Annotated in this window: 22 protein-coding genes; 9 read left to right on the top strand and 13 right to left on the bottom strand. The window is 50.1% G+C overall.

What is annotated here, in order from left to right; translation table 11 throughout:
- Positions 1–114: 114 nt before the first annotated feature.
- Positions 115–1,566, bottom strand: a complete 1,452-nt coding sequence (locus ACO6UX_RS10030; protein ID WP_422447201.1) for a DUF6937 domain-containing protein — start codon at positions 1,564–1,566, stop codon at positions 115–117.
- Positions 1,567–1,728: 162 nt separating this feature from the next.
- On the opposite strand from ACO6UX_RS10030, the gene ACO6UX_RS10025 reads away from it, so the two are divergent.
- The 8 genes from ACO6UX_RS10025 (at position 1,729) to ACO6UX_RS09990 (ending at position 12,377) form a co-directional block, all read left to right on the top strand.
- Positions 1,729–2,646, top strand: a complete 918-nt coding sequence (locus ACO6UX_RS10025; RefSeq protein WP_422447199.1) for an alpha/beta hydrolase — start codon at positions 1,729–1,731, stop codon at positions 2,644–2,646.
- A gap of 236 nt (positions 2,647–2,882) precedes the next feature.
- Positions 2,883–4,277, top strand: coding sequence for a hypothetical protein (locus tag ACO6UX_RS10020; RefSeq protein ID WP_422447197.1), 1,395 nt, complete (start codon positions 2,883–2,885; stop codon positions 4,275–4,277).
- 9 nt (positions 4,278–4,286) lie between these two features.
- The gene (locus tag ACO6UX_RS10015; protein WP_422447195.1) at positions 4,287–6,701 is read left to right on the top strand and encodes a glycoside hydrolase family 2 TIM barrel-domain containing protein; all 2,415 of its coding nucleotides are present in this window, start codon (positions 4,287–4,289) and stop codon (positions 6,699–6,701) included.
- Positions 6,702–6,743: 42 nt separating this feature from the next.
- A complete protein-coding gene (locus ACO6UX_RS10010; protein ID WP_422447193.1) occupies positions 6,744–7,004 on the top strand; it encodes a hypothetical protein in 261 nt (86 codons plus the stop codon).
- 50 nt (positions 7,005–7,054) lie between these two features.
- Positions 7,055–8,011 carry an IS1595 family transposase gene (locus ACO6UX_RS10005; RefSeq protein ID WP_422445623.1) on the top strand — a complete coding sequence of 319 codons (957 nt, stop codon included), beginning with the start codon at positions 7,055–7,057 and terminating at the stop codon, positions 8,009–8,011.
- A 15-nt stretch (positions 8,012–8,026) separates the two neighbouring features.
- Positions 8,027–9,202 carry an MFS transporter gene (locus tag ACO6UX_RS10000; RefSeq protein WP_422447929.1) on the top strand — a complete coding sequence of 392 codons (1,176 nt, stop codon included), beginning with the start codon at positions 8,027–8,029 and terminating at the stop codon, positions 9,200–9,202.
- 14 nt (positions 9,203–9,216) lie between these two features.
- Positions 9,217–11,571 (top strand): alpha-galactosidase, encoded by a 2,355-nt coding sequence (locus tag ACO6UX_RS09995; protein ID WP_422447191.1) that lies wholly within the window; start codon positions 9,217–9,219, stop codon positions 11,569–11,571.
- 182 nt (positions 11,572–11,753) lie between these two features.
- Entirely contained in the window at positions 11,754–12,377 is a 624-nt protein-coding gene (locus ACO6UX_RS09990; RefSeq protein ID WP_422447189.1) for a TetR/AcrR family transcriptional regulator, read from the top strand.
- On the opposite strand, the gene ACO6UX_RS09985 is transcribed toward ACO6UX_RS09990, so the two are convergent.
- Positions 12,364–12,723, bottom strand: a complete 360-nt coding sequence (locus ACO6UX_RS09985) for a recombinase family protein (RefSeq protein WP_422447187.1) — start codon at positions 12,721–12,723, stop codon at positions 12,364–12,366. The two genes, ACO6UX_RS09990 and ACO6UX_RS09985, sit on opposite strands and share 14 nt — an antisense overlap.
- Before the next feature lie 141 nt (positions 12,724–12,864).
- Between ACO6UX_RS09985 and ACO6UX_RS09980 the strand changes: the two genes are divergently transcribed.
- On the top strand, positions 12,865–14,454 hold the full coding sequence (locus ACO6UX_RS09980) for an ABC-F family ATPase (RefSeq protein ID WP_422447185.1): 1,590 nt from the start codon (positions 12,865–12,867) through the stop codon (positions 14,452–14,454).
- Between the two features lie 653 nt (positions 14,455–15,107).
- Here ACO6UX_RS09980 and ACO6UX_RS09975 read toward each other — a convergent pair.
- The 11 genes from ACO6UX_RS09975 to ACO6UX_RS09925 all read right to left on the bottom strand — a co-directional run bounded on the left by ACO6UX_RS09975 (position 15,108) and on the right by ACO6UX_RS09925 (position 26,166).
- Positions 15,108–15,773, bottom strand: a complete 666-nt coding sequence (locus ACO6UX_RS09975) for a pseudouridine synthase (protein ID WP_422447183.1) — start codon at positions 15,771–15,773, stop codon at positions 15,108–15,110.
- 103 nt (positions 15,774–15,876) lie between these two features.
- Positions 15,877–16,830: a flagellar motor protein MotB gene (locus ACO6UX_RS09970; RefSeq protein ID WP_422447181.1), complete on the bottom strand. Its 954-nt coding sequence runs from the start codon at positions 16,828–16,830 to the stop codon at positions 15,877–15,879.
- Positions 16,830–17,699, bottom strand: coding sequence for a flagellar motor stator protein MotA (gene motA / locus ACO6UX_RS09965; RefSeq protein ID WP_422447179.1), 870 nt, complete (start codon positions 17,697–17,699; stop codon positions 16,830–16,832). Before motA ends, ACO6UX_RS09970 begins: the two co-directional genes overlap by 1 nt.
- Before the next feature lie 139 nt (positions 17,700–17,838).
- Positions 17,839–18,360, bottom strand: a complete 522-nt coding sequence (locus ACO6UX_RS09960; protein ID WP_422447177.1) for a flagellar basal body-associated FliL family protein — start codon at positions 18,358–18,360, stop codon at positions 17,839–17,841.
- 36 nt (positions 18,361–18,396) lie between these two features.
- Positions 18,397–19,512 carry a hypothetical protein gene (locus ACO6UX_RS09955; protein WP_422447175.1) on the bottom strand — a complete coding sequence of 372 codons (1,116 nt, stop codon included), beginning with the start codon at positions 19,510–19,512 and terminating at the stop codon, positions 18,397–18,399.
- 444 nt (positions 19,513–19,956) lie between these two features.
- The gene (fliS, locus tag ACO6UX_RS09950) at positions 19,957–20,376 is read right to left on the bottom strand and encodes a flagellar export chaperone FliS (RefSeq protein WP_422447173.1); all 420 of its coding nucleotides are present in this window, start codon (positions 20,374–20,376) and stop codon (positions 19,957–19,959) included.
- Positions 20,377–20,418: 42 nt separating this feature from the next.
- Entirely contained in the window at positions 20,419–21,765 is a 1,347-nt protein-coding gene (fliD, locus tag ACO6UX_RS09945; RefSeq protein ID WP_422447171.1) for a flagellar filament capping protein FliD, read from the bottom strand.
- A gap of 8 nt (positions 21,766–21,773) precedes the next feature.
- Positions 21,774–23,282 (bottom strand): flagellin, encoded by a 1,509-nt coding sequence (locus ACO6UX_RS09940; RefSeq protein WP_422447169.1) that lies wholly within the window; start codon positions 23,280–23,282, stop codon positions 21,774–21,776.
- A 9-nt stretch (positions 23,283–23,291) separates the two neighbouring features.
- The gene (locus tag ACO6UX_RS09935; protein WP_422447167.1) at positions 23,292–24,218 is read right to left on the bottom strand and encodes a hypothetical protein; all 927 of its coding nucleotides are present in this window, start codon (positions 24,216–24,218) and stop codon (positions 23,292–23,294) included.
- Between the two features lie 5 nt (positions 24,219–24,223).
- A complete protein-coding gene (gene flgK / locus ACO6UX_RS09930; RefSeq protein WP_422447165.1) occupies positions 24,224–25,882 on the bottom strand; it encodes a flagellar hook-associated protein FlgK in 1,659 nt (552 codons plus the stop codon).
- Positions 25,873–26,166: a hypothetical protein gene (locus tag ACO6UX_RS09925; RefSeq protein ID WP_422447163.1), complete on the bottom strand. Its 294-nt coding sequence runs from the start codon at positions 26,164–26,166 to the stop codon at positions 25,873–25,875. The genes flgK and ACO6UX_RS09925 overlap by 10 nt, the downstream gene beginning before the upstream one ends.
- Positions 26,167–26,319: the final 153 nt, after the last annotated feature.

The raw sequence follows: 26,319 nt of genomic DNA, 5'->3' as shown, positions 1-26,319 counted from the left end.
CTACCCGCTGCCCGAAAAAGACAGGCCGCCAGTGCTTTAGCAGCCAGCAAGCTTAACAAGTCCCAGTCAAAGCGGAACTTATTCCGGGACAATTCCTCAGTCAGTACAATTGCCTCAACCTTTCCCAGCTACAGCCATTTCAACGGTTTTGTAAGCCCCATCATAAACACCCACAGACTGCGCTTTCAGAATATTGTCACACATGGTTTTGATAATACTCTTGTCGTCTATCATTAATTGCATCATCTGAATGGCGGCATCGGTTTGTTCAAACTCTACGGTACCATCACCGATTTCGGCAGATCTTAAAGCACCATAGGCTTCATGCCCACCCACTCTTTGAATGAACAGCTTTGGCACCGGATAAAAAGCAAGCTCACTGGGCTTGGTTATCATAAAGTCGGTGATTCGCATCAGCAGGTTGGTGGTATAAACGGCGGAGAAAACATCACTGCTATAGAATGCGTGAATCCCTTCGATTGACTGATCGGAGTCCGGATTGGCGAAAGCCTGAACACCCTCCCAGTCATTATCCAACAAATGCGCCTTGTGCAGCTCAGGGATATCGGCGACCAGCTGTTCCCAGACGTTCTTATAATCACCAACATTGATCAGCAGGCTGACCTTACGGTTGATAATCTGTGGCAGGAGGTGCCTGATAATGGATCGATAGATTTCAAACTGTGCGCCGGCACCGCCAATGGTCAGAAGTATTCTGACCGGCTTCCCATTATCCAGGCGCTCCTTCCGCTTCTGGCAATCGCCTTTCAGATCAACCAGCAGTTCATGGTCAATAAAATGCCCGGTATGAAAAATGCTGTCCGCTGGCATTGGCTTTAACACCTTGTCACCATCCATGCCTTTTAACATTCGGTAGCCAAAGTAACTGGAGGGTGTTTGTACCACATGCCGGGCACCTTCTGACAGATGCAGCGCCATGGGCCAGTTATCCGGAACCACATTAATCACATTGCTCATTCCGGCATGAATGGCAGCCTGAGCTGGCCAGGTATGAGTCCCCACGAATGGCATATCGTCAGGCAGATTGCCCAGAACAGTAGCCATTAGCTCACTGACTTTCTGATCTTTGGCGTTGAAGCTGAGTTTTTTGAAACCTTCACTGTTAAGCTTTTCCCAGTATAACGAGTTAAACAGCGAGTATTTTTGGGAAAGACGGGATCCAAGCGAGTAAAGTTTGTTAAGGTGACTGATCACCTGTCCGCCCGTGGTTTCCTGATAGGCATTCAGGTCCAGCCAGTATGGGGTATAGCCAAGATGTCTGGCTGCAGAGGCGATAGCCATTGATATTCGGTAATGGCCATAACCCATTCGAATATTGCCAATGATAATTCCCTTTTTGGTATCAATGGGCTCACCGGTGTTATTCAGGTTGATATTCTGTACGCCCAGTGCCGGGCCGATGACCGGGTTGAAGGTGCTGCTCAGCGGGTAGGATATATGACGGTCGTCGCCAAATTTTTTCAGATAACTTGCTTTGGCTTTAGTGGCTTTTTTAACAACGGCAGTGGGTTGCCTGTTGCCAAAAATTGATGACGTAAGATCCATAACAGTACCTTGTGCAGGTCAGTGCAAAAAATAAAAACAGCAAAATATATGAATGGGTTTCACATTTATTATGATTTTTCTTATGCTGCCCTGTCAAAAGGTGAGTCGAATTCATATATTGATCCGAATCATGGAATTGTTTGATGGGAGGAGAATAACGCCGTGGAAACACAAGCACCAACCCGCCATGCACTGCTCACACCCGATGGCAGAGAAATTCAGGTCCGCTGCTGGTTACCGGACTGCCCGGCCAGGCATGCCGTTGTACTCAGTCACGGCATGGGAGAGCACGTTGACCGGTATGCGCCCTTTGCTCGGTTCTGCAATGAACACGCAATAGCCGTATTCGGCGCTAACCACAGAGGTCATGGAAAAAATGCCCAATTGCAGGGCCATTATGATGACCATCAGGGCTGGCAAAAGGTGATTGAAGACCTGGATAAGGTGGTCGCTTATGCTGCACAGAACACGGGTCTTAAGGTTATTCTGATGGGGCATAGCATGGGGTCATTTGTTGCCAGGCAATATGCGGCAAATTATGGAGACCAGTTAGAAGGCCTGATTCTTTGTGGTTCCAACCATCAAAATCCGGCTCTGTTCCATCTGGCCAGACTGGTTGCCAGAATTCAGATGGCTGTTCAGGGTAAACGACACCCTTCCAGGCTGTTAGGCTGGCTCAGTTTCAGTCAGTTCAATAAAACGGTTAAAAATGCTGAAACCGATTTTGACTGGTTATCCCGGGACCGGGAACAGGTGAGCAAATACATCGCCGATCCGCTCTGTGGTTTTTTATGCACCACCCAGTTCTGGCATGACTTTATGGGCGGATTAATAAGTATTAATTCTATGTCCACGGCCAGACAAATGTCGTCTGAATTGCCGGTTTATCTGGTCGCCGGGGATAAAGATCCCGTTGGACGGATGGGGAAAGGCGTACAATCACTGTATCGGTTTTTAACATCCGCCGGGCTTAAACAGGTGGATATCAGTCTGTACAAAAATGCCCGCCATGAGCTGTTTAATGAAACCAATCGTGATGAGTTTTACCAGGACATTCTCAACTGGATCACCACTCGATAATCCTCAAACTCACTCTGTATTGATGTTACCGAGTGAGTCTGTTTCGTCTCTTTTTTAATCATTTCCCCTCATAAACTGACAAAGATCAAAAAAAGTGAACCATCTTCATATTTTGTATTGACGCTTCTTTGTTTCGAGAGCAGTATGCCTCACATAAAAATATGAATAAATTTCACTTTTTATCTTTTTCGAACACAGCCAAGTTGTTGCGCTTAACACAGAAACCGGGGTGAATCATGAAACTAAAACCTTTGAGTCATATGTTGCTAATGTCGTCTATGGCCGTAGCATCCTGTGCTAACGCCAGTGTTGACGCCTTTCTACAAGACTCAACTTTAGATATGAAAGCCAAGGTTAATATTTATAACCTGTCTGGTACTCATGATTTCAATTCCAAAAATGCGCCCATTTCCGGTACTGCCAAAATCAATATGGATGAAATTGGTTCATCCCTTTGGCTGGATTGGCAGTCCGGTTATTTATTCGATGTGATTGGTGTACAACTGGGTTATCTGGGTGCGGCTCCAAACCTTCGCCAGAAGGGTTATGTTCGTGGTTCTATGTCGATGGGACCAATCACTCTACCTGTGTCTTCAGATTACGGCCGTTATTATGAAGATGATACAAAAGACAAGCTGGTTGGCAAGCTCGGCAACGCCAACGTTCAGGTTCGTCTTGGCGATCAGGACAACTATGGCAAGTTATCTGTAGGTCGTTTTACGCCCACGATTTATAATTTGCTGCACCGTCCGGATTACACCTACGGCGCATTGCACGAAGTTTATGAAGGTGCATCGCTGACCGGCCAGTACCAATGGGACTGGGGCATGATTCAGCCCTGGGCAAATTACTTTACGGGTTACAGTGATATCCATTCGACCAAAACGGTTAATTTCAAAGATGACTTGAAAGACAATAAAGACTTCGGTTCATACGACGAAATTTACAACGTTGGTTTCCATACCGTTACCGATTACTACGTCAGCAGCGCCTCCTACTCAGTAGCCCCTGATTTTCAAAAGAACGGCATTATCGAAGTCTATTCCGGTATTCCAATAGGCTTCCTGACCGGCTCAGATAACTACGATAGCAGCAAGATCATCAAGTTCCTGGTTAAGTACGGAATGGAAGAAGGTGATGGCACACGGAACTCTGACCATAAGACAGATGTCACCGAATTTGGTATTGGCCTGGATACCGGCGACTTCGATATTCTGTTTGGTGTTACCCAGATCGGTGAGGACAGCTTCCGGGGTTTTGGTACTCAGAATGGCAGAAAGGCCGGTGGTGGTACCGCTGTCTGGGGTGATATGGCGGTTGTGAACAGCTTCGACCTGGCTAATCAGCGTACTTACTTTGTCGTGGGTGGTTATGACCTGGACAGCGTTGGTTTGCAGAAATGGCGTTTCCAGGGGGTTGCAGCCATGGCAACTGATACTGACCTGAGTAAGTTGTCCTTTAATCAAGAGATGCTGAGTCCTGAAAAAGACTACACCGAAATCAACCTGGAACTGCTCCATAACTATGGCGGTGAAGGTTTGAGCTATCGATTCATGGTGGGTGCGGATACTAACCTGGACCTTACTGGCTTCGGTATTTTCTTAGAATACAACACTGACATTTTGAAGTAAGTTCGGGTCATGAGAAAGCGCGTTCATCTTAATTTTGACTGGCAATACATAGCAGATATTGATCCGTCTGATATTCACTCCCTGGCGTGGGAAAGCCATGCCTCAAAGGTCGATATTCCTCATACCAACAGGGAGCTGCCTTACAACAATTTTGATGAACGCGCCTATCAGTTTCAATCAGCCTATCGCAAACAGATAGCCTTTGAGCATTTTGCCGATGCCAGTCATGCGCTGTTAAGGTTTGAAGGCGTGATGTCTTCCTGTCAGGTATTTTTCAACCGGGTATTGGTGGGTGAACATCACTGTGGCTATTTACCTTTTGAAATTGATCTATTGCCTTATGTAAAAAAGGGTCAGGATAACGAAATCATCGTTGTTGTTGATGCTTCTGAAGATCCATTAATACCGCCATTTGGCCATGTTGTGGACTATTTGACGTATGGCGGCATTTATCGGGAAGTAGAGCTGATTCTCGTCTCAGACATTTATGTGAAAAACGCCCGGATTCATACTGCACCGGATAACGATAACAACCAGAAAGTCCACCTTGCCATTGACATTGCCAATCCGGATTTACACGACAGTGAGTTAAATCTGGAGATTGCCCTGTGTGACCTGAATGATCAGGTTATCCACCAGGAACCTGTTGCTGTAACGCTGTCAAAGCATCATACCCAACGGATTGAACATCATTTTACAGTGTCCGATGTCAAGCTGTGGGAGCTGGATAACCCGGCGCTTTATAAGCTGGTGGTTCACTTGTCTGGCGATACACCGTTAGATACCAGAACATTTCGCTTCGGCTTTCGCACGGTTGCTTTCAAAAACGACGGGTTCTATCTCAATGGCAAAGCGGTCAAGCTGATTGGCCTGAATCGCCATCAGTCATACCCTTATGTGGGCTACGCTATGCCCCAAAGTGCACAGGCTCGCGATGCCGAGCTTATGAAGTTTGAACTGGGCTGTAATTGTGTGCGCTCATCTCACTATCCACCGAGCAGCCATTTTCTCAATCGCTGTGATGAAATTGGCCTGCTGGTGTTTAATGAAATTCCAGGCTGGCAGCATATTGGTGAAGAACCTTTATGGCAGCAGAGAACAATGGACAATGTTCAGGGAATGATTGAGCGGGATGTCAATCATCCGTCTGTTTTTATCTGGGGAGTTCGTATCAATGAATCCCCTGACCACCATGATCTTTATAAGGCAACCAATGCCCTTGCCCGCCAACTGGACCCATCACGCCCGACCGGTGGCGTGCGGTGTATTGGCAATAGCGAACTGTTAGAAGACGTTTATACCTACAATGATTTTTCCCACACCGGAAATAACGAGCCACTGCAAAGCCGCAGGCAGGTGGCCGGTGCTGATGTGCCTTATCTGGTGACTGAGCACTGTGGCCATATGTTTCCAACCAAGCCGTTTGACAGTCAGGACCGTTTACTGGAGCAGGCATTACGACACGCCAGAGTGTTAAATAAAACCTTTGGTCACGCGGACTATTGTGGTGCTATTGGCTGGTCCCTGTTTGATTACAATACCCATGAAGATTTCGGCAGTGGTGATCGTATCTGTTATCACGGCGTGCTCGATATGTTCCGGGAACCCAAATACGCCGCCGCCGTTTATGCCAGTCAGCAGGATGAGATGCCGGTCATGGAACTGGCTGGCAATATGAAAAATGGCGATTATGCGGCTGGCCAGGCCGGTGCATTATGGGTATTCACCAACTGTGACAGTATCAAACTGTTTAAGAATGATCGTTACATCCAGACGTTTTATCCCGATAAAAACAGCTTTCCTCATCTGCCCCATCCACCGGTGGTTATTGATGATTTTATTGGCGACCAGATTGCTGTCAATGAACCATTCAGCCCTGACGACGCTGAAACCATTCGCCAGCTTTTTTCAATCATCATGCGCAAAGGGCAAGACGGATTAAACCTCTGGCAAAAGGCGCAGATGTTCTGGATATTGAAGAAAAACCGTCAATCAATTCAGGATGGCGTTAACCTGTTTTTAAAATATGTTGGCAACTGGGGTGATGCATCAGCCAGCTATCGCATTGAAGGTTATAAACACGACCAGTGTGTGATAAAAAAAACACGCAGCAAGTCCCGAAAAGCCAAGCTTAACGTTAAAGCCGACCAGTCGCGGTTGCAACACCGGCATACCTATGATGTCACTCGCATCACCGTTCAGTGTGTGGATGAGGACGGTGTCGTACGTCCCTATGCCAATGATCCAATTCAGGTTGAAGTCAGTGCCGGACTGGAATTAATGGGGCCAGACTTTCTTTCTTTAACCGCTGGCAGAACCGCCTTCTGGGTGAGAACCAGAGGCGTCACTGGCCATGAACAGGTCAGGGTTAAATCCTCTCGTTTCGGGCAACACTGCATTGAACTCGACGTTCACGACAATTGATATACATAAATGTGAGCCTAAAACCAAAATTATGGAGTTTCCATGGAAAGTAACAGTCTCTCAAAATGGAAGATATTCTTCTTCTCCTTTGGCAACTTTGGCTGGTGTCTGGCCACGTTTTCGTATTCAATTCTGATTACTTATTTTTACTACCCTCCGGCGACTGAGTCGGCCAGCCAGATTCCTGAGTTTATATCCCGCGCGCCAGTGCTTTTTGGTATCACCACTGTGGGGCTTATTTATGCCTTAAACCGCGCCCTGGATGCCATTACCGATCCGATTATTGGGCTATGTTTGTTTTAAAGGTTGATAGGTCTAAACTGTCGTGATCCCCTGCAATGGGAGGCTACGTTATGAAGCCCCGACAGTTTCAAGATCTTCTTAATGCTGTGCCGTTATTAAGCAGCCAGCAGCGAAATACTCTTATCAATGCTCTATCAGAGCAAAATTCTCCTTCCAATATTGCAAAGTCTATTGAGGATAGTTTTGTACGGGCTCCGAAATGCCCTCATTGTGGATCGGAAGCCCTTCAGCGCTGGGGGAAAAGGAACAAACGCCAACGATTTCGGTGCAAGGTTTGCCGAAAAACACTGAACGCTTTTTCCAAAACACCCTTGGCCCGTTTAAGACGCCCTGAAGCATGGCCGAAATATCTTGAGGGAATGACCCACTCTTTAACGCTTCGCCCGGCTGCCAAGCAATGCGGAGTTTCGTTAAATACATCATTCCGTTGGCGACATCGTTTTTTACAGGTCATTGAGCATGATCAGGCACCAGAACTCAGTGGTATTGCCGAACTCGATGAAACTTTTTTTCGCGAATCTTTTAAAGGTCAAAAAAAAGGCCTGCCAAGACCCGTGAGGAAACGAGGTAGTGATAAGAAGACAGACTGTCGAAAAATACCAGTCATGGTAGCTAGAGACCGAGGAAGTCAGACGGTTGATGGTGTATTGAAAAATGAGAGCGCAGATGAACTCTGTCGCCATTTAAGTGGCCGGATAAATATTGAAACTGTCGTATGTGCCGATGCCAGTCTTGCACATGAAAAGCTTGCGAGAGCGTTAGGATTTACTTTTAAGGAGCTGGTGTCATCCTCTGGAATACGGGTGATAGAAGGTGTTTTTCACTTACAGCATGTGAATGCATACCACAGCCACCTGAAGCAGTGGATTACAGGGATTTTTCACGGAGTTGCCACAAAATATCTATCACACTATCTGGGATGGAGAAGGGCTTTAACTGGCATCAATGCTCTAACATCTGATCGACTGGGCAACAAAATTTTAGAATTTCTTCACTTCAACCCTTAAGCGCAACATAGCTCGATTATTGCCAATCTCAGTGACCGGTCCACAAGTCGTTTTGGCCGCAGACGTCTGTTTATGATGCTCAGCTTCCTGCCCACCGGGCTGATGTCGGCAGCGATTTTCTTTCCTCCGGTGGATACTGTGTCCAGCCTGAATATTGTCTGGCTGGTGATGTGCTGTGTCATTGTGACGGTCAGTGTGACCATGTATGTCGTGCCTTATATGTCACTGATTCCAGAGCTGGGCAAAACCGACCATGACCGGATTATGATTTCTACCTTCTGTTCCGTTTCCTGGGCACTGGCCTTTGCCTTTGGACAGCTGATCTGGGTCATCAAAGACTACATTCAATCCCTTGGTTATACGCCGGTAGAAGCCATCCAGGTAGCCGTATCACTATTTTCTGTGTTGGGCATGCTGGCCATGGTCGTTCCTGTTCTGGCGATTAATGAAAAACGCGATTGCCGGGGCAGCTCAACCAATGAGGATATGCTGACCTCGTTGAAAACCGCCATGGCCAACAAAAATTTTTCCCGTTTTACCGCCTGTAATGGCCTGGCATTTATGACGCGCTTCTTTCTGGAAGTGGGCGCTATTTATTACGTCACCATGTTGATGGGGCTTGAGGAATCTACCGCTTCTATCATTATGCTACTGCTGTTTCTGGCCAGTTTTGCCCTGTATCCGGCAGTGGTCGCATTATCGAAAAGATATTCCAAAAAATCCCTGTTTCGCACTGCTCTGTTTGTTCAGGGCCTATTGTTGAGCTGTTTCTCCCTTTGCACCCTTGTCAGCCGTCCGGATATACTTGGCTGGGCACTGCTGGCGTTTATGCCGTTTCCTCTGGCGATTATGGGCATTATTCCCAATGTTATTGTGGCAGACCTGGCGTTATCTGATGCTGCAAAAACAGGCAATCATAAAGAAGCCATGTTTTTTGGTGCCAACATGTTTGCCTATAAAGCGGCAACCTCTTTAACCGCTCTGCTGTTTCCGTCCATCATCATTATTGGCTCCATTGCTGAAGCGGCTGACCTGTCTCCGGAGCCCACCACTCTGGGCGTTACCCTGTCCGCGTTACTGGCGGGCTGTCTGGCGTTTCTGGGAACGTACCTGATGGGTAAATATGATGAAAAACAGGTGATGGCTCAGATCGAACCTGAACCTGCTGAAAACACTTTTGCTACCGCCTGAAAAAGAAATTATTTGTGATTGCAGTCAATAATGATGAGCAGATTTTTCATCTGCAAACCCTGAACAGCAGCTATGTTGTACAAGTATCAGACGCTGGCCATTTATTGAATCTCTATTATGGTCAACGTCTGGAGCATCGGGACAACCTGTCGATCCTTGATCATTCGTATCAGGTCAAGCTCGGCTCCACCACTGCTTACTCCTCAGAAGATGAGCGTTACTGCCTGGAAACCCGGAAACAGGAAGTGAGCACTTCTGGCAAAGGCGATTATCGTGAATCCAGTCTGCATCTTATTTACACAGATGATGGGAGCAGTACATCGGATTTTGTGTTTGATCGATATGAATTGAACAGCAACAAACCCTGTCTGGATGGGTTGCCACAGACGCACTCACCCGCCGATGGCGATCAATCGTTAACCATCGTGCTTCGGGAAAAAATCAAACCGGTAGAACTGCATCTGCACTACACCTGTTTTGTACAGCAGGATGTGATCTGTCGCAGCATAGAAATTATTAACCTGGGTTCAACACCGGTGGTGGTTGATAAAGCCTGCAGTATGAACCTCGACCTTTCCTCCCCGGCATTTGATGCCCTTCATTTAACCGGGAAATGGATTGCCGAAGGACAGCTACAGCGCCACGCTCTTTACAAGGGAATGTTTTCTATTGGCAGCAACCGTGGTGTCAGCAGTGCCACCCATAATCCCTTTATGGCTCTGGCTAAGCCAGACTGCGGGGAAACGACGGGCGACTGTTATGGCTTCAGTCTGATTTACAGCGGCAATCACAAAATCACCACTGAAGTGTCGCCCTACGACCAGACCCGCATAATGCTGGGTATTTCTGATTTTGACTTTCGCTGGTCACTGGCGGAAGGGGAACGATTCACCTGTCCTGAAGCTGTCATGACATTCAGTCATCAGGGCCTTGGCAAAATGAGTAATAATTTCCACCGGATAATCAAGACACATTTGATTCCCCAGCCATGGCAGAATAAAGCACGCCCGATTCAGGCAAATAACTGGGAAGCCACCTACTTTAACTTTGATGAAGGCAAGCTGATGAAGCTGGCCAGAAAAGCAAAAGATCTTGGCGTTGAGCTGTTTGTTTTAGACGACGGCTGGTTCAGTAACCGGAATGATGAAACATCCGGCCTGGGTAATTATGTTGAGGATAAAAAGAAACTGCCCGGCGGGCTGGCAAGAATCTCCCGGAAAATTCGTCAGCAGGGGCTGCAATTTGGCTTGTGGGTTGAACCGGAAATGGTCTCTGAAGACAGCGATCTTTTTCGTCAGCATCCCGAGTGGGCGGTTATTTCACCTAAGAGACAACCCTCTCTGGGGCGGCGTCAGCTGCTTCTGGATATGTCGAACCCTGAGGTTATTGACTACCTGTATCAGCAACTGGCGGATGTATTTCGTCGTGCAGAAGTCAGCTATGTGAAGTGGGATCATAATCGTAATTTCAGTGATGTTTATTCAAACCACTTGCCGCCCGGCCAGCAATCCGGCTTCTATCATCGTTATGTACTTGGGCTCTACCGCTTGTTATTTAAACTGAAAGAGGCGTTTGGGGAGGTTCTGTTTGAAAACTGTTCCAGCGGTGGCAATCGCTTCGATCTGGGAATGACCTTTTTTATGCCCCAGACCTGGACCAGCGATAACACAGATGCCTATGAGCGGGTTGCCATTCAGCAGGGTTTCTCTTTACTGTATCCGCAATGCTGTATGAGTGCCCATGTCAGCGGGCATCCATCTCATCAGGTGTTGAGGCATACGCCGATTGAGTCACGTTTTAATGTCTCCTGTTTTGGTTTATCCGGCTATCAACTGGATTTAACCAGGCTAACCACCTTTGAAGAAAAGGTGATTATGAAACAGATCCGCTTCTATAAGCAGCACAGGACATTGCTGCAACAGGGGGATTTTTATCGTCTCGCCATTGATGGTGGCAATCAGCAAACCGCCTGGATTGTGGTCAATGACGATAAAACCGAAGCCGTGGCGGGTTTCTTCCAGGGACTTCAGCAAGCCAACCCCACACTGAAAACCCTTAAACTGCCAATGTTGAATACCGATGGGCTTTACCAGGTAACCAGCAGGGAACAGTTTCACAATATTCGTCAGTTTGGCGATCTGGTGAACGAAGAACTGCCTGTGAATATCAAAGACCGGGGGATTTTACACGGTATCGTTGCCAACCGGGTTCTGCACCCAAGTAATAACGAAACCTACACTCTGTATGGTGACCAGCTGCAACATCTTGGCATTCCGTTAAAGAGTCAGTTTACGGGAACTGAAATGTCTGAGCAGGTGTCGCACATTGGTGATTTTGGTACCCGGCTTTTCCATATCAGGCAGCTGTAATGAGATACATGGCCATGGTATTTTAATGTCGCAAAAGCCCGTTGCCCGAAAAAGACAGGCCGCTTGTGCTTTTGCGGCCAGAAGCCAGCAGCCAGCTTCCTAAACACGCGGCGCAGTAGCCCCGGAATACCAACGTATTACCAACCCAAAATTATCGCCGATGCGCGCAAAGAGTGACCAAGATGGATTTACAACAAGTGACCAACCGGCGAAGTCCCGCACAGAGTAGAAGTCGGGCGAGAGTCACTGTCATTCTTCAGGCGGTTAAGTCGCTGATTGAAGAAAAAGGCATTGGTAATCTCAAGATGACTGACATTGCCAAACGGGCCAATACCTCATCCGGTTCTATTTATCAGTACTTTTCAGACAAAGACACCCTGGTTCTTTCTCTTGCTGAGCACTTTATCGATCAGATCCATGCCATCCTCGACAACAACCTTGCCGAACTGAAAAGCTTCAGTGACATTACGCGGGTTTTTGAGAAAAACTTTGATGATATCTACCGGTTGCATAAAAACGAACCGGCATTGAGGGAGGTCTGGTTTGACGCCATTAACCCGGAGCTAAGCAAACTGGCGATCAGGGACTGTGAAATTAACACCGACAAAATTTACCACAAATTGCTTGAGCTGAGAGAGCCGGAAGACCGGGATCAACTCAAACGCTATATTTTGCTGCTGACCACTCAGTTTGCTGCTGCAATGAGACTGTGTTTTGCCAGCGATGCGGGCACTCCTGAGCAGTTCAGGGATATTTTCATTGATATCATGGTGTCCAGTGCGCCCGGGTATTTTAAGTCATGGTAAAGAATACCAGATCATTAAGGGCTTTGCGGTCGAGGAGGAGCTTCTCCGAATCAACGTACAGGGAAACTCCGGTCTGGACAATTTCCCGAACGAGGCTATATGTATCGTCGAAGCCTTTCCGGCTGAGTCGGTCGGTATGTTCCAGAAAGATTACATCACCGGCTTTGATTTCACCTGTATTGATAGCGTGGAGCAATGCCTCAAGCCCTGACCGTTTTTTATTCCTGTAACCGGAAACACCAAGATCAGAAAATGTTTGGTCGGAGAAGGTAAGCCCTTCCTGTTGAGCGTATGCACGGGCGGCAGTTTGACGGCGAACTGTATCACCATCAATCTGGGAAAGCATGGAGCACCTTTGATAACTATAGAGGCGCGGCACGACCTTCGCTCGCCCTGTCTGGGCAGGTTGTGTCATAGTTGCCGTTTACCTATTAATGATTGTGGTTGGTCTGGTCAGACAGATCGCCAGAGAGGATAGCAAAAGGTTATGCTGATAACTTCTAACGTGACCATGCAGTTCGGTGACAAGCCCCTGTTTGAGGATATATCCGTCAAGTTTGGCGAAGGTAACCGTTACGGACTCATTGGTGCCAACGGTTGTGGTAAATCGACGTTCATGAAAATTCTGGGTCGAGAGCTGGAGCCAACATCCGGCACTGTCAGTAAAGACCCCCATGAACGTATGGCAAAACTGAGTCAGGATCAGTTTGCCTATGAAAACTACACGGTGATCGATACGGTGATTATGGGTCATGCCGAGCTGTGGAAAGTAAAAGCCGAACGGGATGCTATTTACGCCAAAGCTGAAATGACCGAAGAAGAAGGTATGCGGGTTGCTGACCTTGAAGTTCAGTTTGGTGAGATGGATGGCTACTCCGCAGAAGCCCGTGCGGGAGAACTGCTGCTGGGGCTGGATATTCCCATTGAACAGCATTACGGGCTGATGAGTGCCGTTGCGCCGGGCTGGAAGCTGCGTGTGCTGCTGGCTCAGGTGCTGTTTGCCGACCCGGAAATCATGCTGTTGGACGAACCTACCAACAACCTGGATATTAATGCGATCCGCTGGCTGGAAGAGATCCTGAAGCAGCGTGACTGCACCATGATCATCATCTCTCACGACCGTCACTTCCTGAACAGTGTCTGTACCCACATGGCGGACCTGGATTACGGCAAGCTGCAGTTGATGCCCGGTAATTACGATGAGTATATGACCGCAGCCACTGCGGCCCGGGAGCGCCTGCAGGCCGATAATGCCCGCAAAAAAGCCCAGATTGCCGAGTTACAGTCCTTTGTCAGCCGCTTCTCTGCCAACGCGTCCAAAGCACGACAGGCGACTTCCAGGGCCAAACAGATCGATAAGATTCAACTGACAGAAATCAAACCTTCCAGCCGCCAGAATCCGTTTATCCGCTTTGAGCAGGAGAAGAAGCTGTTCCGTAATGCGCTGGTGGTGGAAAAGCTCAGCCAGGGCTATGAAGAAGATCTGTTCAGCAAAGTCAACCTGATGGTTGAAGTGGGTGAGCGTATCGCCATCATTGGCCAGAACGGTGTCGGTAAAACCACCCTGCTGCATACCCTGGCAGGCAAGATGGCACCGCGTACCGGTGTTATCCAGTGGTCCGAAAATGCCAATATCGGTTACTACGCCCAGAATCACAGTGCTGACTTTGATATGGATATGAACCTGTTCGACTGGATGAGCCAGTGGATGAATGAAGGCGACGATGAACAGGTGATTCGTGGCGTGCTGGGCCGGATGCTGTTCTCCCAGAGCGACCTGAAAAAATCCGTACGGGTTATTTCCGGTGGCGAGCAGGGTCGTATGCTGTTTGGCAAGCTGAGCCAGCAACGCCCCAATATTCTGCTGATGGATGAGCCAACCAACCACATGGATATGGAGTCCATCGAGTCACTGAACCTGGCGCTGGAAAACTACAAAGGCACCCTGATTTTTGTCTCCCATGACCGTCAGTTCGTCTCATCGCTGGCTACCCGGATTATCGAAATCAAGGATACCGGTATTGTCGACTTCCACGGCTCTTATGATGATTACCTGCGCAGTCAGGGAATTGAATAATTAAATAATTCCGACATTTGATGCGCACTCTCCGCTCACCCTGAGCGCCCTTCGGCTCCGCTCAGGATGCACGGACGAAGTGTGCTTGCTGCGATCTATGTCAGCGCCGATATCCACCAACAATTCGTAGCGTTTTTTTGTTCAACATGACAAGCCTCCGGGATGTCGGTTCTGGCACACAGGATAGCTTAAAAAAAACACTTGCCAGCGGATGGCCGCCCCGCAGCATGACACACTTGTTTATTTATATTGTTAACTGATCTTGTTTGTCTTGGCTCAGACAATAGGGTTAAAGCTGCTGAAACAATACAGGGTGTTGCTGAAAAAAATACCTGTTTTTCTTGCTATCCCAAAACCCTCGACTATGTTTTTCAGGCAAGAAAAAACCCGGCTCGAACGGAGCTGGCACTCCTAACCGGGTTTTACTTCAAACAATGAGCTGATGCTCGTGGAGCAGTATAGCAATGATTTCGTTCGCCTACACAATTGGAGCGGTAAAATTGATTGTTGTTCGAGCCATCCATGTTCCGTCAGGTACAGGAGCAACGTTACAACTGCTTCGGCCAGCGGATCGATGACCCGCGCATGGCCGATACGTCATGGGCCAGCGAGTAAAGAAACACCCTCAATGGATAAAACCGTGAACAGCTGGCTTAAACCGAGAAAGGCGCTTCCGACACAAACACCATTGGCTCCCCGGTTAAAGGGTGAGTAAAGCCCAGTCTTGTGGCATGCAGGTTCAGGCGTTGACTGGCCTGCCGGGCAGCTGGGTGGGCATAGAACTCACAGCCCAGAATGGGGTGGCCAAGTTCAGCCAGGTGAACTCTTAACTGATGGGAGCGACCGGTCACCGGTTTAAGCAATACCCGGTCAAATGCCGGTCTCTGATTGTCAATCACTTGAAAGTGGGTCAGTGATGGTTTGCCCAGTTCATGGTCAACCATCTGTTTCGGGCGGTTTGGCCAGTCACAGCGCAGAGGCAGTTCTATTTTTCCTTCCGGCTGCGCAAGTTTTCCCCACACATCGGCAATATATTCCTTGGCTACGGTACGGTCCTGAAACTGACGGCTTAAGGTACGATGGCTGTCGGCATCCAGTCCGAAGACCATCAGGCCGGAGGTGGACATATCCAGCCGATGGACGACACGGGTTTGCGGGTTGATGGTCTGCAGCCGTGACAGTGCGCTGTCGTTATGATTGGGTGGCTTGCCGGGAACACTGAGCAGACCTGCCGGTTTATTCACCACAACAATGCACTCATCGCGGTAAAGCTCCGACAGTGGCTCGTTGCAGCAGGGGACAATAAAAGTATCATTCATGGGCCGATTATCGGGATAAAGTCGGAGTAAGTCATCTGGGGATAATGCGGATGCCGCTCTGAACGCTCATGCTCCTGCAGGCGCTGGAAGCGGTGAAAGTTGTTCACTTTGAAGGTTGCGGATAACGGTTATCCCTGGCCTGCTGAACGGCTTTCTCCATATCCGATGAAGGCACCGGTGAGGATGCTTTTTCTTTATGCCATTTATGTTGGAACTTGCGACTCAACCCTTTGGCGTCTTTTCGGGGAACCAGCATCAAGTCGACCCGGCGGTTTAATCCTGAATCCGGACTCAGCCCAGGAATAGGCCGGTTAGCTCCCATCGCTGCCAATAACAGTATCTGATCTTCCGGTACGCCGGTAAAAACAATCACTTCCCTGACCGTTTCGGCCCGTTGTCCGGCAAGCTCCCAGTTTACCCGGTTGGGTTCTGTCGAATTTTTAAGGTCAGAACCAATCACGCCATCGGAGTGCCCGGTAATAATGATTTTGAAGGGCAGTTTTGCCAAAACCTGGGCCAGGGCGATTAGAAAATCTTCATAAAATGGCACCAGCTGCTTGCTTCCCGGTGGAAACATGGGGCCGACTTTATCCTGAACCAGTGTCATACGAATCATCCTGGGCCAGGTCTGCAGCTCAATGTCTTTTGCCTCGATGGCACGTTCTTTCGGCAGTTTGGATAATCCGAGCACAATGGCAGCGATGCCCTCGGCACTGGCAGTGTTATGACCGGCAAGCTCTATACCGGTCATGCCGGAGGGCTTTGGCCGTATCTGCACTGGTATTCCCGGTAATATCGAGCGCTCTCCCTGCATCTCCACCGGCGAGTTACTGCTAACACGGTTGAGAAGACCCGGATTGGAAAAATAGGTGGCAATGGCTTCCTTTTGCACGGGTGTAGTGGCGGCCACCAGCCAGAGCACCAGGAACAGAGCCATCATGGCCATGGCAAAATCGGCAAAAGCCACTTTCCAGCTGCCGCCATGGTGCCCATTGCCGTTGGCAGTGCGCCCCCGACGGACCACAATCGGCTGATTGCTATCTGGAGCCCTGGCCATTAATGGCTAGCCCTCAGGGATTGCAGCATATCCTCCAATTCCGGGAATGTAGGGCGTAACTCTTTATAAAGCAGCCGCCGCCCTGAATCCACGGCGGTAATCGGTGCCAGCCCTGAGTGGCTGGCAAGCAACGTCATTTTGACACATTCAAACGCCAGCATTTCACTCTGCTCAGTACTTTCCAGCGCTGCGGCCAGGGGGCCAAAAATACCGTAGCACAGCAATATACCCAAAAAGGTACCCACCAGTGCTGCTGCTACCTTGACCCCGATCAGCTCTACCGGCCCATCCATCGCACCCATAGTCACCACGATGCCCATCACCGCAGCCACAATACCAAAGCCGGGGCAGGCATCAGCAATAGTGTTCAGTGCTTTTGCCGGTCGTTTCAGATCCTCTTCCAGGGTTTCTATCTCGCTTTCCATCAAACCTTCAAAGGCATGTCCGGGCATACTGCCCATACCGGTAATCCGTAAATTATCGGTGATAAAACAGAGCAGTCGTGGATGGGATATGATGCGCTGGTAGCTCTGAAACAGCTCACTGCTTTCCGGTGTTTCAATATCGTCTTCAATGGCGTTCATGCCCTTTCGATGCCGGGTTTCAATCAGGCGGAACAGCAGGGCCAGCAAATCCATAAAGAAGGCTTTGTCGAACTCTTTATTTCTGATCAGTACGTATTTCAGATGAGTGAGGGTCATTCTCTGGACAGTGGCCGGGTTGGAAATCACAAAAGCACCGATCGCGGCACCGAGGATGATAAGAATCTCAGGGGGTTGCCACAGTGCCAGCAGCTTGCCGCCGGCCATGACAAACCCGCCAAAAACACTCAGAAACAGGATGGCAAAGCCAGCGACTCTCAGTAGCATGCAAAACTCGGTACGTTGTTAATATTAAAGATAAAACCTTGCCACGGAGACACGGAGAACAGAAAAAATCTTTTCCTCTGTGCCTCCGTGTCTCCGTGGCAAAAAAGAGGAAGTTATTCCGGGACAATTCGTTGTGTAATTACTGAATCACCATATTAATGATGAAGACATCCTCTACCCCCTTAGTCAGTGATAGCCCCGTCCTGTGACGAACCGTAGTCAGAAGCTGTTTCCGCAATTCCTCGCGATTTTCCGGAATCATCACATCCTCGAATGTCCAGGATGACAGCTGGTCAAGCATGGCATTGAGAATGACCGGTCGATTCATTTCCATTTGTTCAAGGCATTTGCTTTTTCGGGTCATGATAGAAACGGATAACTGCATATAATGGAGTTCATAGGTTTCATCATTAGCCAGATTGACGATCATATCTTTAAACGACAGATATTGCGCAGGTCTCGGTGCAGCCGCAGTGGGCACTGGCGATAGTGAGTCGTCATCCTCCCGGAAAAAAAACCAATACGTTGCACCACCTGCAATAGCAAGCATGACAACCCCCGCCAGAATAACAGCGATGAAATTAACCCTGCCAAGCTGCACTGCTGGCCACTGAGCATAGGCACTGCTCTTTATGGTACGGTCATCGTCGTTAGTCTTCATATTCTCTTCGTGTTCATAAGCACTGCTAAACAATGGCTAAATATGCAGATCAATAAGTGCCACACCAGCGTACCGCGATAACGCAATGGGTGACCGATACGCTTGTGAGGTTTGGGGTGCTAAAGCCAAAAGATCTACGTCTGTGCCAGAAAAATATGACATTCCTGCCAACTCTTCGGCCAACGGATACTGCCTTCCCCGGTCTGACCCGGAATGATCAGGAGTGGTTAATGAGAGTGCTATTTTCAGTCCAGGCTCCGTTGCTGAAGAACCACCGGGCTCTTTATTGACTGAATTATTGACTGAATTACCGGGAATGTGCATCTGCTGAATGCTGTCGCTGACCAGCTGGTGCAGTGTAGAGGAACAGCTTTCAAGGGTTGGCAGAGACTGCTGGCTGGCTTGCAGATTCACGGTGACCTCGCTGTTATGGCGAGTCATCACCACCTGCACCGCACCCAGTCCGGGAAGCTCGGCAACGGCCCGGGCATAACGATCCCCGCCAAGCATCAAACAGTTTTGCACCGGGGCTGTTACCGTCAATCCCTTGGGTTGAATTGCGGACGATTGATTTCCAAGCAATGACTGGCGGACGCTGGCAGGTTCTAACCCTTTTAGCGGTGTATCTGATACATCAGCTATTGCTGGCTGTGTCGTTGTCTGATTTTCCTGATCGGCGGGCGGCTCCAGGGTCGGCTCTGGGGCTAAAGCCTCCTGATTCGACAGTGTTCGCTTTTGTGTGGCTACCATAGAAAGCTGTGCAGACTGACGCAGTGAGCCAAACTCCATGGTTTGCTGAACGTCAGGTAACACAGCCTGGCCGGAAGCCTCTTCCCCCGGATGGTCAGGCTTAACTGGCCCCATCTCTACCGGGTCTGGTCTCCGGGGCTGTTGATCAGACGGCAAGTGTTGTAAATTTAACGTCAATTCGGGGTGAGGGTGAACCGCTGGAACTTCTGCATCTGTGGTCGTTGCCCACTCAATTGCCTGTATGTCTTCCCCGAAATCCGCTGTGTTGGTGTAGATAGTCGATGGTAAATCGGAATGTAAAGACGGATTCGAAGCCCCCTCAGGATTTATCGGTCCCAGAGGTTCGATCATCTGCTGCAGAATTGCCTGAAACTCATCTTCCTCCGGCAGTCCGTTCTGCACCAACCCGTTCTGTACAGACAGCCGCCCGGTTATCGCCTCCCGGAAATACGAGGCTGGAAGGAATTGTCCTTGAATAACTTCTTGCCACGGAGACACGGAGGCACGGAGAACAGAAAAAATCTTTTCCTCCGTGCCTCCGTGTCTCCGTGGCAAAGTTCTTTCCTGGCTGGATAGCATCGGAAATGTGGAAGTTATTTCAGGAGTGTTCCGAAGTGCGTCGATCACACGGTCAGTCTCTGTGCCAACTGTCTCAATATTCATAAAAGATGGCTCTCTGTTTACGATAAACAGGCGGGCTCTTTCATCGCCCTGTTCATCCCATGATATGGACAGGGGAACCGAACTTTCTGCTTATGGCTGTTAATAACTTCGACATTTCAGTAAGCGCTGCCCGCTTCCCGCCACCCGCTGCCCGAAAAAGACAGGCTCCAGCCTTAACAAGTCTCAGTCATCTGCCCCTTGCTGTATGGCCAACTCATCCCAGGCACCTTTAACGGTATCGATCATAGACCAGGCGGTATTCAGGGAGGCAGTATCATTATCAGCGATCACGGATGTCAGACATGCAAGGCAGTGGTCATATAATTCAAGCAGCCGGGCGGTAAGTTCATTGGCCGACGGGGGTTGATCTTGCTGATTGTCGACCATGGCAAGGGCCTGGTTTCTTAATACCATCAAAATAGAGAGGGCGTGGTGAATCCGCTCTCCGCGGGCGGCACTGTCACCACTGTTGATATGGCCGTGGCAGCGGTCCAGGTCATCCAGGAATAATTGGTACAGTAGGGAGGTCTGCTGGAAAATACTCTCTTTTCGGGCCAGGTGCCCGTACTGATGCCGGGTGTATTCAGTGGCTGGAGACTTCATAATCGCTCCTTATTGTCGTTGGTGAAAGTCAGGTCAAGCAGGTCAAATAGTTTCAACATAGGCCAGGTTCCGGTTCATGCGCTGTACCGTTTGCTCCATATTTAAAAACTGCTGATTGGTGCGCTGATGAAGCAATTGTCGTCTCATATCCAGTGCATACTGGTCTGACGCCAGCCGTTGCAAATCCCGTGACAGATAACTGATCCTCGATATTAAAGGGCCACTGCCCGATAACAGCGTGTCCATTTTCTGCGCCAGTGCCAGCACCGGCTTGTCCCGGTCCGACAGAAACTGCAGGACCGGGTAGGGCATGGCATTCAGCTGGTGGCGAAACCAGGCTTCATCCAGAGACCATAAACCGTTGCGCTCAGTACTGACCCCAAGATCCAGTAAACTGGTGATCTGCTCTGAGCTGCTTAACTCGGTATCTGCAGACGTGGCGTTAACCAGTTTACGCAACTGACTGCTGATTCCCCTCAGGGAGGCGGGGGTGCCCGCATCGATCTGGAGGCCCTGGTTGTCCCTGGGGTCACTGGCTTGCAGCAGGCTATTGCAGTGATTGACAAATTCCGACATTGCGCTGACCAGTGCCTCAACATCCTGACTGACCTCAATATATAACTGCCGGTCAGGGTCCGCCTGTTTCAGGGTCAGGCTCAGCCCGTTAATGGCCGACTGGTTAACATTGCCGGGCAGAGAAAGGGTTACGCCGTTGATACTGACCAGTGCGTCAGCCGGAGCCACCTGTTCAGACATAATATCCGCCAGGTAGGCACCGGTTCCGGTGCCACTGAGCGTCATACGAAGATCAGCCCCTTTTTCTGCCCCGGTCAGCAGCAGCTGTTGCCCCGCCTTGCCGTTAATGACCGTTGCCCGGACTTTCCCCTGAGTACTCAGCTGAATGGATCTGGCGATGGTGGCCAGGGTACTGTTGGCAACAATATTAACCGTCCAGTGCCCACCATTAAGGGCGAGATCCAGCGTACCTGCGTCTTTAAAGGCGGTATCTCTGGCAAACGGTGGACTAGTCATAATTTGCGGTGAGGCCAGCTGATGGACCGACAGCTGATAACTGCCGGGATCAGGACGACCCCTGACGCTGACGCCAACCCGGTCGGACTCACTGGAAACCGCAACCCAGCGGCCAAGACCGTGGCCATTGCCATTCACATGGTGACTGTTGAGACTGGCTTCCTGAACCAGCGCCCGGGCGGAGTGCTGCAGGTTGCTGACCGCCTGATAGACCGACACCATCAGATCCTGCTCCCGGGACAGCTGATTTTCCCGCCGTTTCAGGGCATTTTCCGAGGGTGCCATGTCAGCATTGACCACAGCATCCACCACAGTTCCCAGATCAAAACTGCCCGGCAGTGGCGCAACCGTATTCATTCAATGATTCACTGCAACAAAGCCAGGACTTCCTGCTGCATGGTGTTAGCCCGGTTCAGGCCGGACATACTGGCTTGTTTCAGCACCTGATCCCGGGTCAATTTGGACATTTCGCTGGCATAGTCGGTATCTTTAATCCGGCTTCGGGAGCCCATCATATTCTCCCGAACGTTCTGAAGATTGTATATGGTGTGCTGGAAGCGGTTTTGAATGGCACCCAGTGTGCCCCGGTTGGAATCCACGTCGGCTATTGCGTGATCAATGATTTTGATGGCTTTTTGTGCACCTTCATAAGTGGTGATATCAATGGAATTTAGCGACATACTACTACCAGACGGCTGTCCAGCCAGCGGTGCCTTTGTGGCCTTGGCGAGCCCATTTACTAAATTACCACTGCTTGTCATGGTATAGGTGTCTTTGTCATCCGAGCCGACCCACTGAATATCACCTACGACTTTCAACGCTCCTGACGTAATTGACTTTGCTGTCCCAGTCGTACCACCTGCATAATTGAGTGGCTGGGCTGTGGCAGTGAAGGTAAGCGTTTTCTTACTGGGTGAAGTATGGTCTTCATCTGCAGCAGTTGCCTCCAGTTTCATATTCTGACCAGTGGAATCAACCAACGTTATTTTACGGTTGCCGCTCGACGCAATCGTTACATCATACGGTGAAGAATCCAGCTTTCCCTTCAGTTCTTGTAAGGCGGCTTGAAAAGTAGTAGAAGCACTCGTCGATGCGTAAGGAGTGTCATTCACGGTCAGGGTAATGGTATCGCCACTTTCCCAGTCAGTAGCTGTCAACACCACTTCTGCCCCTGTCTTTGCCTGTCCACTTAAATCGGATACCGCGCTTGTTACCTTACGGGCAATAGATTGGGCGGTATCCGTGGTTAATATGGGTATATTGCTTTCATTGCCATTAACCCCGACTGCCAGGCTCTGTTCTTCAATGGGGGTTGTCCCGGGCAGACCCATGCCAGCAAATGTAAGCGTTGCCTCCTTAATGATACCAATGTCTTTGCCGCTGACACTCTTGACATCAATGGTAATAATCTCATCGGCGTAAGCACCCACCTGAATGTTCTTGTCAACAAACGAACCATCCAGCAATTTCTGTCCGGCAAAGGTGGTGGACTCGGCAATCCGGTTCAGTTCCGCCCCCAGCTGTTTCAGCTCCCCGTGCAGGGCAATCCGGTCATCGCTGCTGTTGCTGTCACTGGCGGACTGTACTGCCAGGTCTCGCATCCGCTGGAGCAGAGATGCGGTTTCCGTCATGGCCCCTTCCGCCGTCTGGGCAATAGAGATGCCGTCATTGGCATTACGCACCGCCATACTCAGGCCATTAATCTGTGAACTCATCCGGTTACTGATCTGCATCCCGGCGGCATCGTCAGCGGCACTGTTGATGCGATAACCGGTCGAGAGCCTTTGCATCGCTGTATCAAGACCGTTCTGGGCCCGCTCCAGACTGATCTGGGCTTGCATTGATGGAATATTGGTGTTGATACTGATGGCCATAACAGCCTCCTAGAGATAATCAAATAACGACAGGTTCGCTACTTCAGAAAGCCCTTTAAGAGCGGCTTCATACTGTACTTTCTGCTGATTCAGATGGCTGATGGCACTGACATAATCCAGATCACCCAGCTGACCCGCCTGTTCCTGAAAGTACAATCTGGCCTCGTGAAGGTCACTGCGAATACCGTCCAGTGCTTTCATTCGGGTTCCCAGGGCGGCATGAATGCTGCCAGCCTGATTCTGTGCCTGATCAAGCTGTACCAGGTAACTGGCAAGCAGCGTTGACAGGCTGGCGGGTGGAGCCTGAAGTGTCTGCGCTATCTGACCGAGCATAAGGATTACATTAAAACCTGATCCACCGTCGTTCACAGTAAAGCACAAAGAGTCAGCACTGTCCGTAGACGACATTGTTATATCGGAAGCGACTGTTATTTGCCGGATGTCGTTATTTTTATTAAAAGTAAACGACTCACTACCATCACTGGCGGTTGCAACAGTCACCGGCGGTGTACTGGTCCGGGAGCCGGAAAACAGGTAATAACCTTCGGCATCACGGCTGTTTAACAGCCCGATAATGGCGTTTCGCCACTGCACAACCTGCTGCCCGAGGGTGGCCAGGTCCACCGCTGCCAGCCCGGGGTTGTTGGCCTGCAGCACCAGCGCCCGGATATCCTGCAGGTAGCCGGTATAACTCTGCAGCAGGGTATCTTCCAGTTGCAGCTGGGAGGTCAGGGCAGTAATGGAATCCAGGTAATGGTTCGTCTGGCTGATCTCCCGGTGCACACTCTGCAGGTGCGTCCAGCTGCCCGGTGCCCTGGCTGGTTGGGTTATCTGTTTGCCCGTGGCCACCTGGTTCCAGCCTTCCAGCTGGTGCTGACTGATGTTCTGCAGATCCTGTAAAACCATGGCCTGCTGTTGTGCTGTACTTATCCGCATCGATCTCACCGACAAACTGCCAGCAATTCATCAATAATCATCTGACTGGTTCGTAACAGGCGTGCATTGGCCTGGTAGAACTGCTGGAATCGCAGCAGGTTAGCCGCTTCTTCATCCAGATTAATACCACTGAGCCCCTCCCTCTCGGCAACCGCAGCCTGACATAAACTCTGACTGGTTTTCTGTTGTCGTACAGCGGAAGCCGTCTGGTTGGCAACAGACGACTGAAGCAAAATATTAGCTTCCAGTACATCAGGAGAGCTCGCAGAATCACCGTTTAAACAGCCAAGCAGAGCCAGCAGATTCCGGTTGTCGCCGGGGCCTGAGCCTTGTGCGGCAAACGCCAGCTGCTCAGGGGCGTTAAGGACAATGTTGAGTTGTGTAGCTTCATGGCGCCAGGGCGTCAGCAGGAACTGATCATTGATAGCTGGTGTTCCTGTCAGTTGAATGGTAAGGCCATCAATGGTAAAAGGCGTCGCTGCCGTCAGGCTGCCACTGAATGATTGCCCGTCCGACAGTCTGGTTACACGACATTGATCAGAAGCCGTAAATACCAGCTGGTATTCCGATGGCACCAGCCGGGAAATATCGCCGATTGCAACGGTCAATGCCTCCGTCCCCGCAACCGTTGCCGACAGGACCCGCTGCTGCATGGCCGATGTCGAGTTGATATCCTGAAACAGTGGCTTACCTTTATCACCGGCCAGATCAACACCCAGCTCCAGCTGGGAGTTCACTTCCGAGGCCAGCACCACCGCCATCCGCCCCAGCTGATTGATGACCGGCATCAGCCCATCCCGATGGAGCTTTTGCAGCCCTGCCAACCGGCCCAGCTGCGGTGTGACCGGAACAGCGACGCCCGGGATATTGACCATCACATCGGGGTTCATTGGGTCTGCGGCGTCCGGGTTGATACTGAGGTCAAAATACTGCGTGCCAATGATCAGGGGAATCGCCCCCTGGCTGGATGGAATCACCAGGTTAACGGCATTATTGCTGTTGCGATAAACCTCCACCGATACCTGTTCAGACAGCTGATTAATCAGGTTGTCCCGCTGGTCCAGCAGGTCCGCACAGTTGCCATCGCTGATTTTATGATTGGAGCTATTGCCTTCGATGATCTGTTTATTAAGATCAGCAATGGCCGCGCCCAGCCGATTGGCCTCGGTGATCACATTGCTGATCTGGCTGGTCCGTTGTTGCGAGATGACCTGCAGCTGCTGACCCAGGGTATGAAAACGGTCCACCAGTTGTCCGGCACTGCCCAGCCATTGCTGGCGCAAGGGTAGAGACTCCGGGCGCGTTTCCAGCCGTTGCAGGTTACCGATAAAGCCATTGAGCACCTGGGTTAACCCGGTGTCTTCCCGGCCAAGCAACTGATCAAGCTGCACCATGGGTATGGCAAAGCTGTCTGCCATTGACTGGCTGGCACTGGCGCGAAACACCTGGTCATTAAGATAGTCGTTCGATACCCGCATCAGATAAAGTACCCTGACGCCACCCAGTTGATTCTGCAAACCGCCCCAGTGGCTCTGTTGGGTAATCAACACGGGCTTTCGTCGGCTAAACCCGGGGGTTGCGGCATTGGCAATGTTATGGCCGGTATTATTTAACAAAATATCCGCAGCGTTCACCCCGCTAAGCCCGATATGGTTCACCGCCATGGCTGGTCACCGGACAGTTTTTCCGCCAGCCCCTCTGCCAGACACTGTGCCAGCAACGCTCCGGCAAGTTCATTCTGAAACAGCGATGCCGTGCCGTTGTGCTCTTTGCCGGAAAACAATCCTGAGGTTTTCTGCAGATGACGGGTCACTTCCCCCAGCAACACCCGCATAAAGTCGTTGGATGATGCTTCGCAATCACGATTGCTGCCGGTGACCGGCCTGCTGGCCCCCGCATCAAGGGGGAGGGCAGGGTGGGTGGGGTGGAATAGAGGCGTGATAACCATGGCAAATCTCCGATTGGGAATTGTCCCGAAATAATTTCGACATTTTGAACTCGATCTCCGTTCATCCTGAGCTTGTCGAAGGGTGACAGGCACAATACATGAGGCCGGAGTTCACGCCCTTCGACAGGCTCAGGACGAACGTGGTTTTGAAAC

Origin of the sequence: Endozoicomonas sp. ALB091 (assembly GCF_049310265.1) — a bacterium.
Taxonomy (GTDB): Bacteria; Pseudomonadota; Gammaproteobacteria; order Pseudomonadales; family Endozoicomonadaceae; genus Endozoicomonas.
Note: the sequence above shows the minus strand (reverse complement) of the source record. Positions and strands in the feature narration are given on the sequence as shown.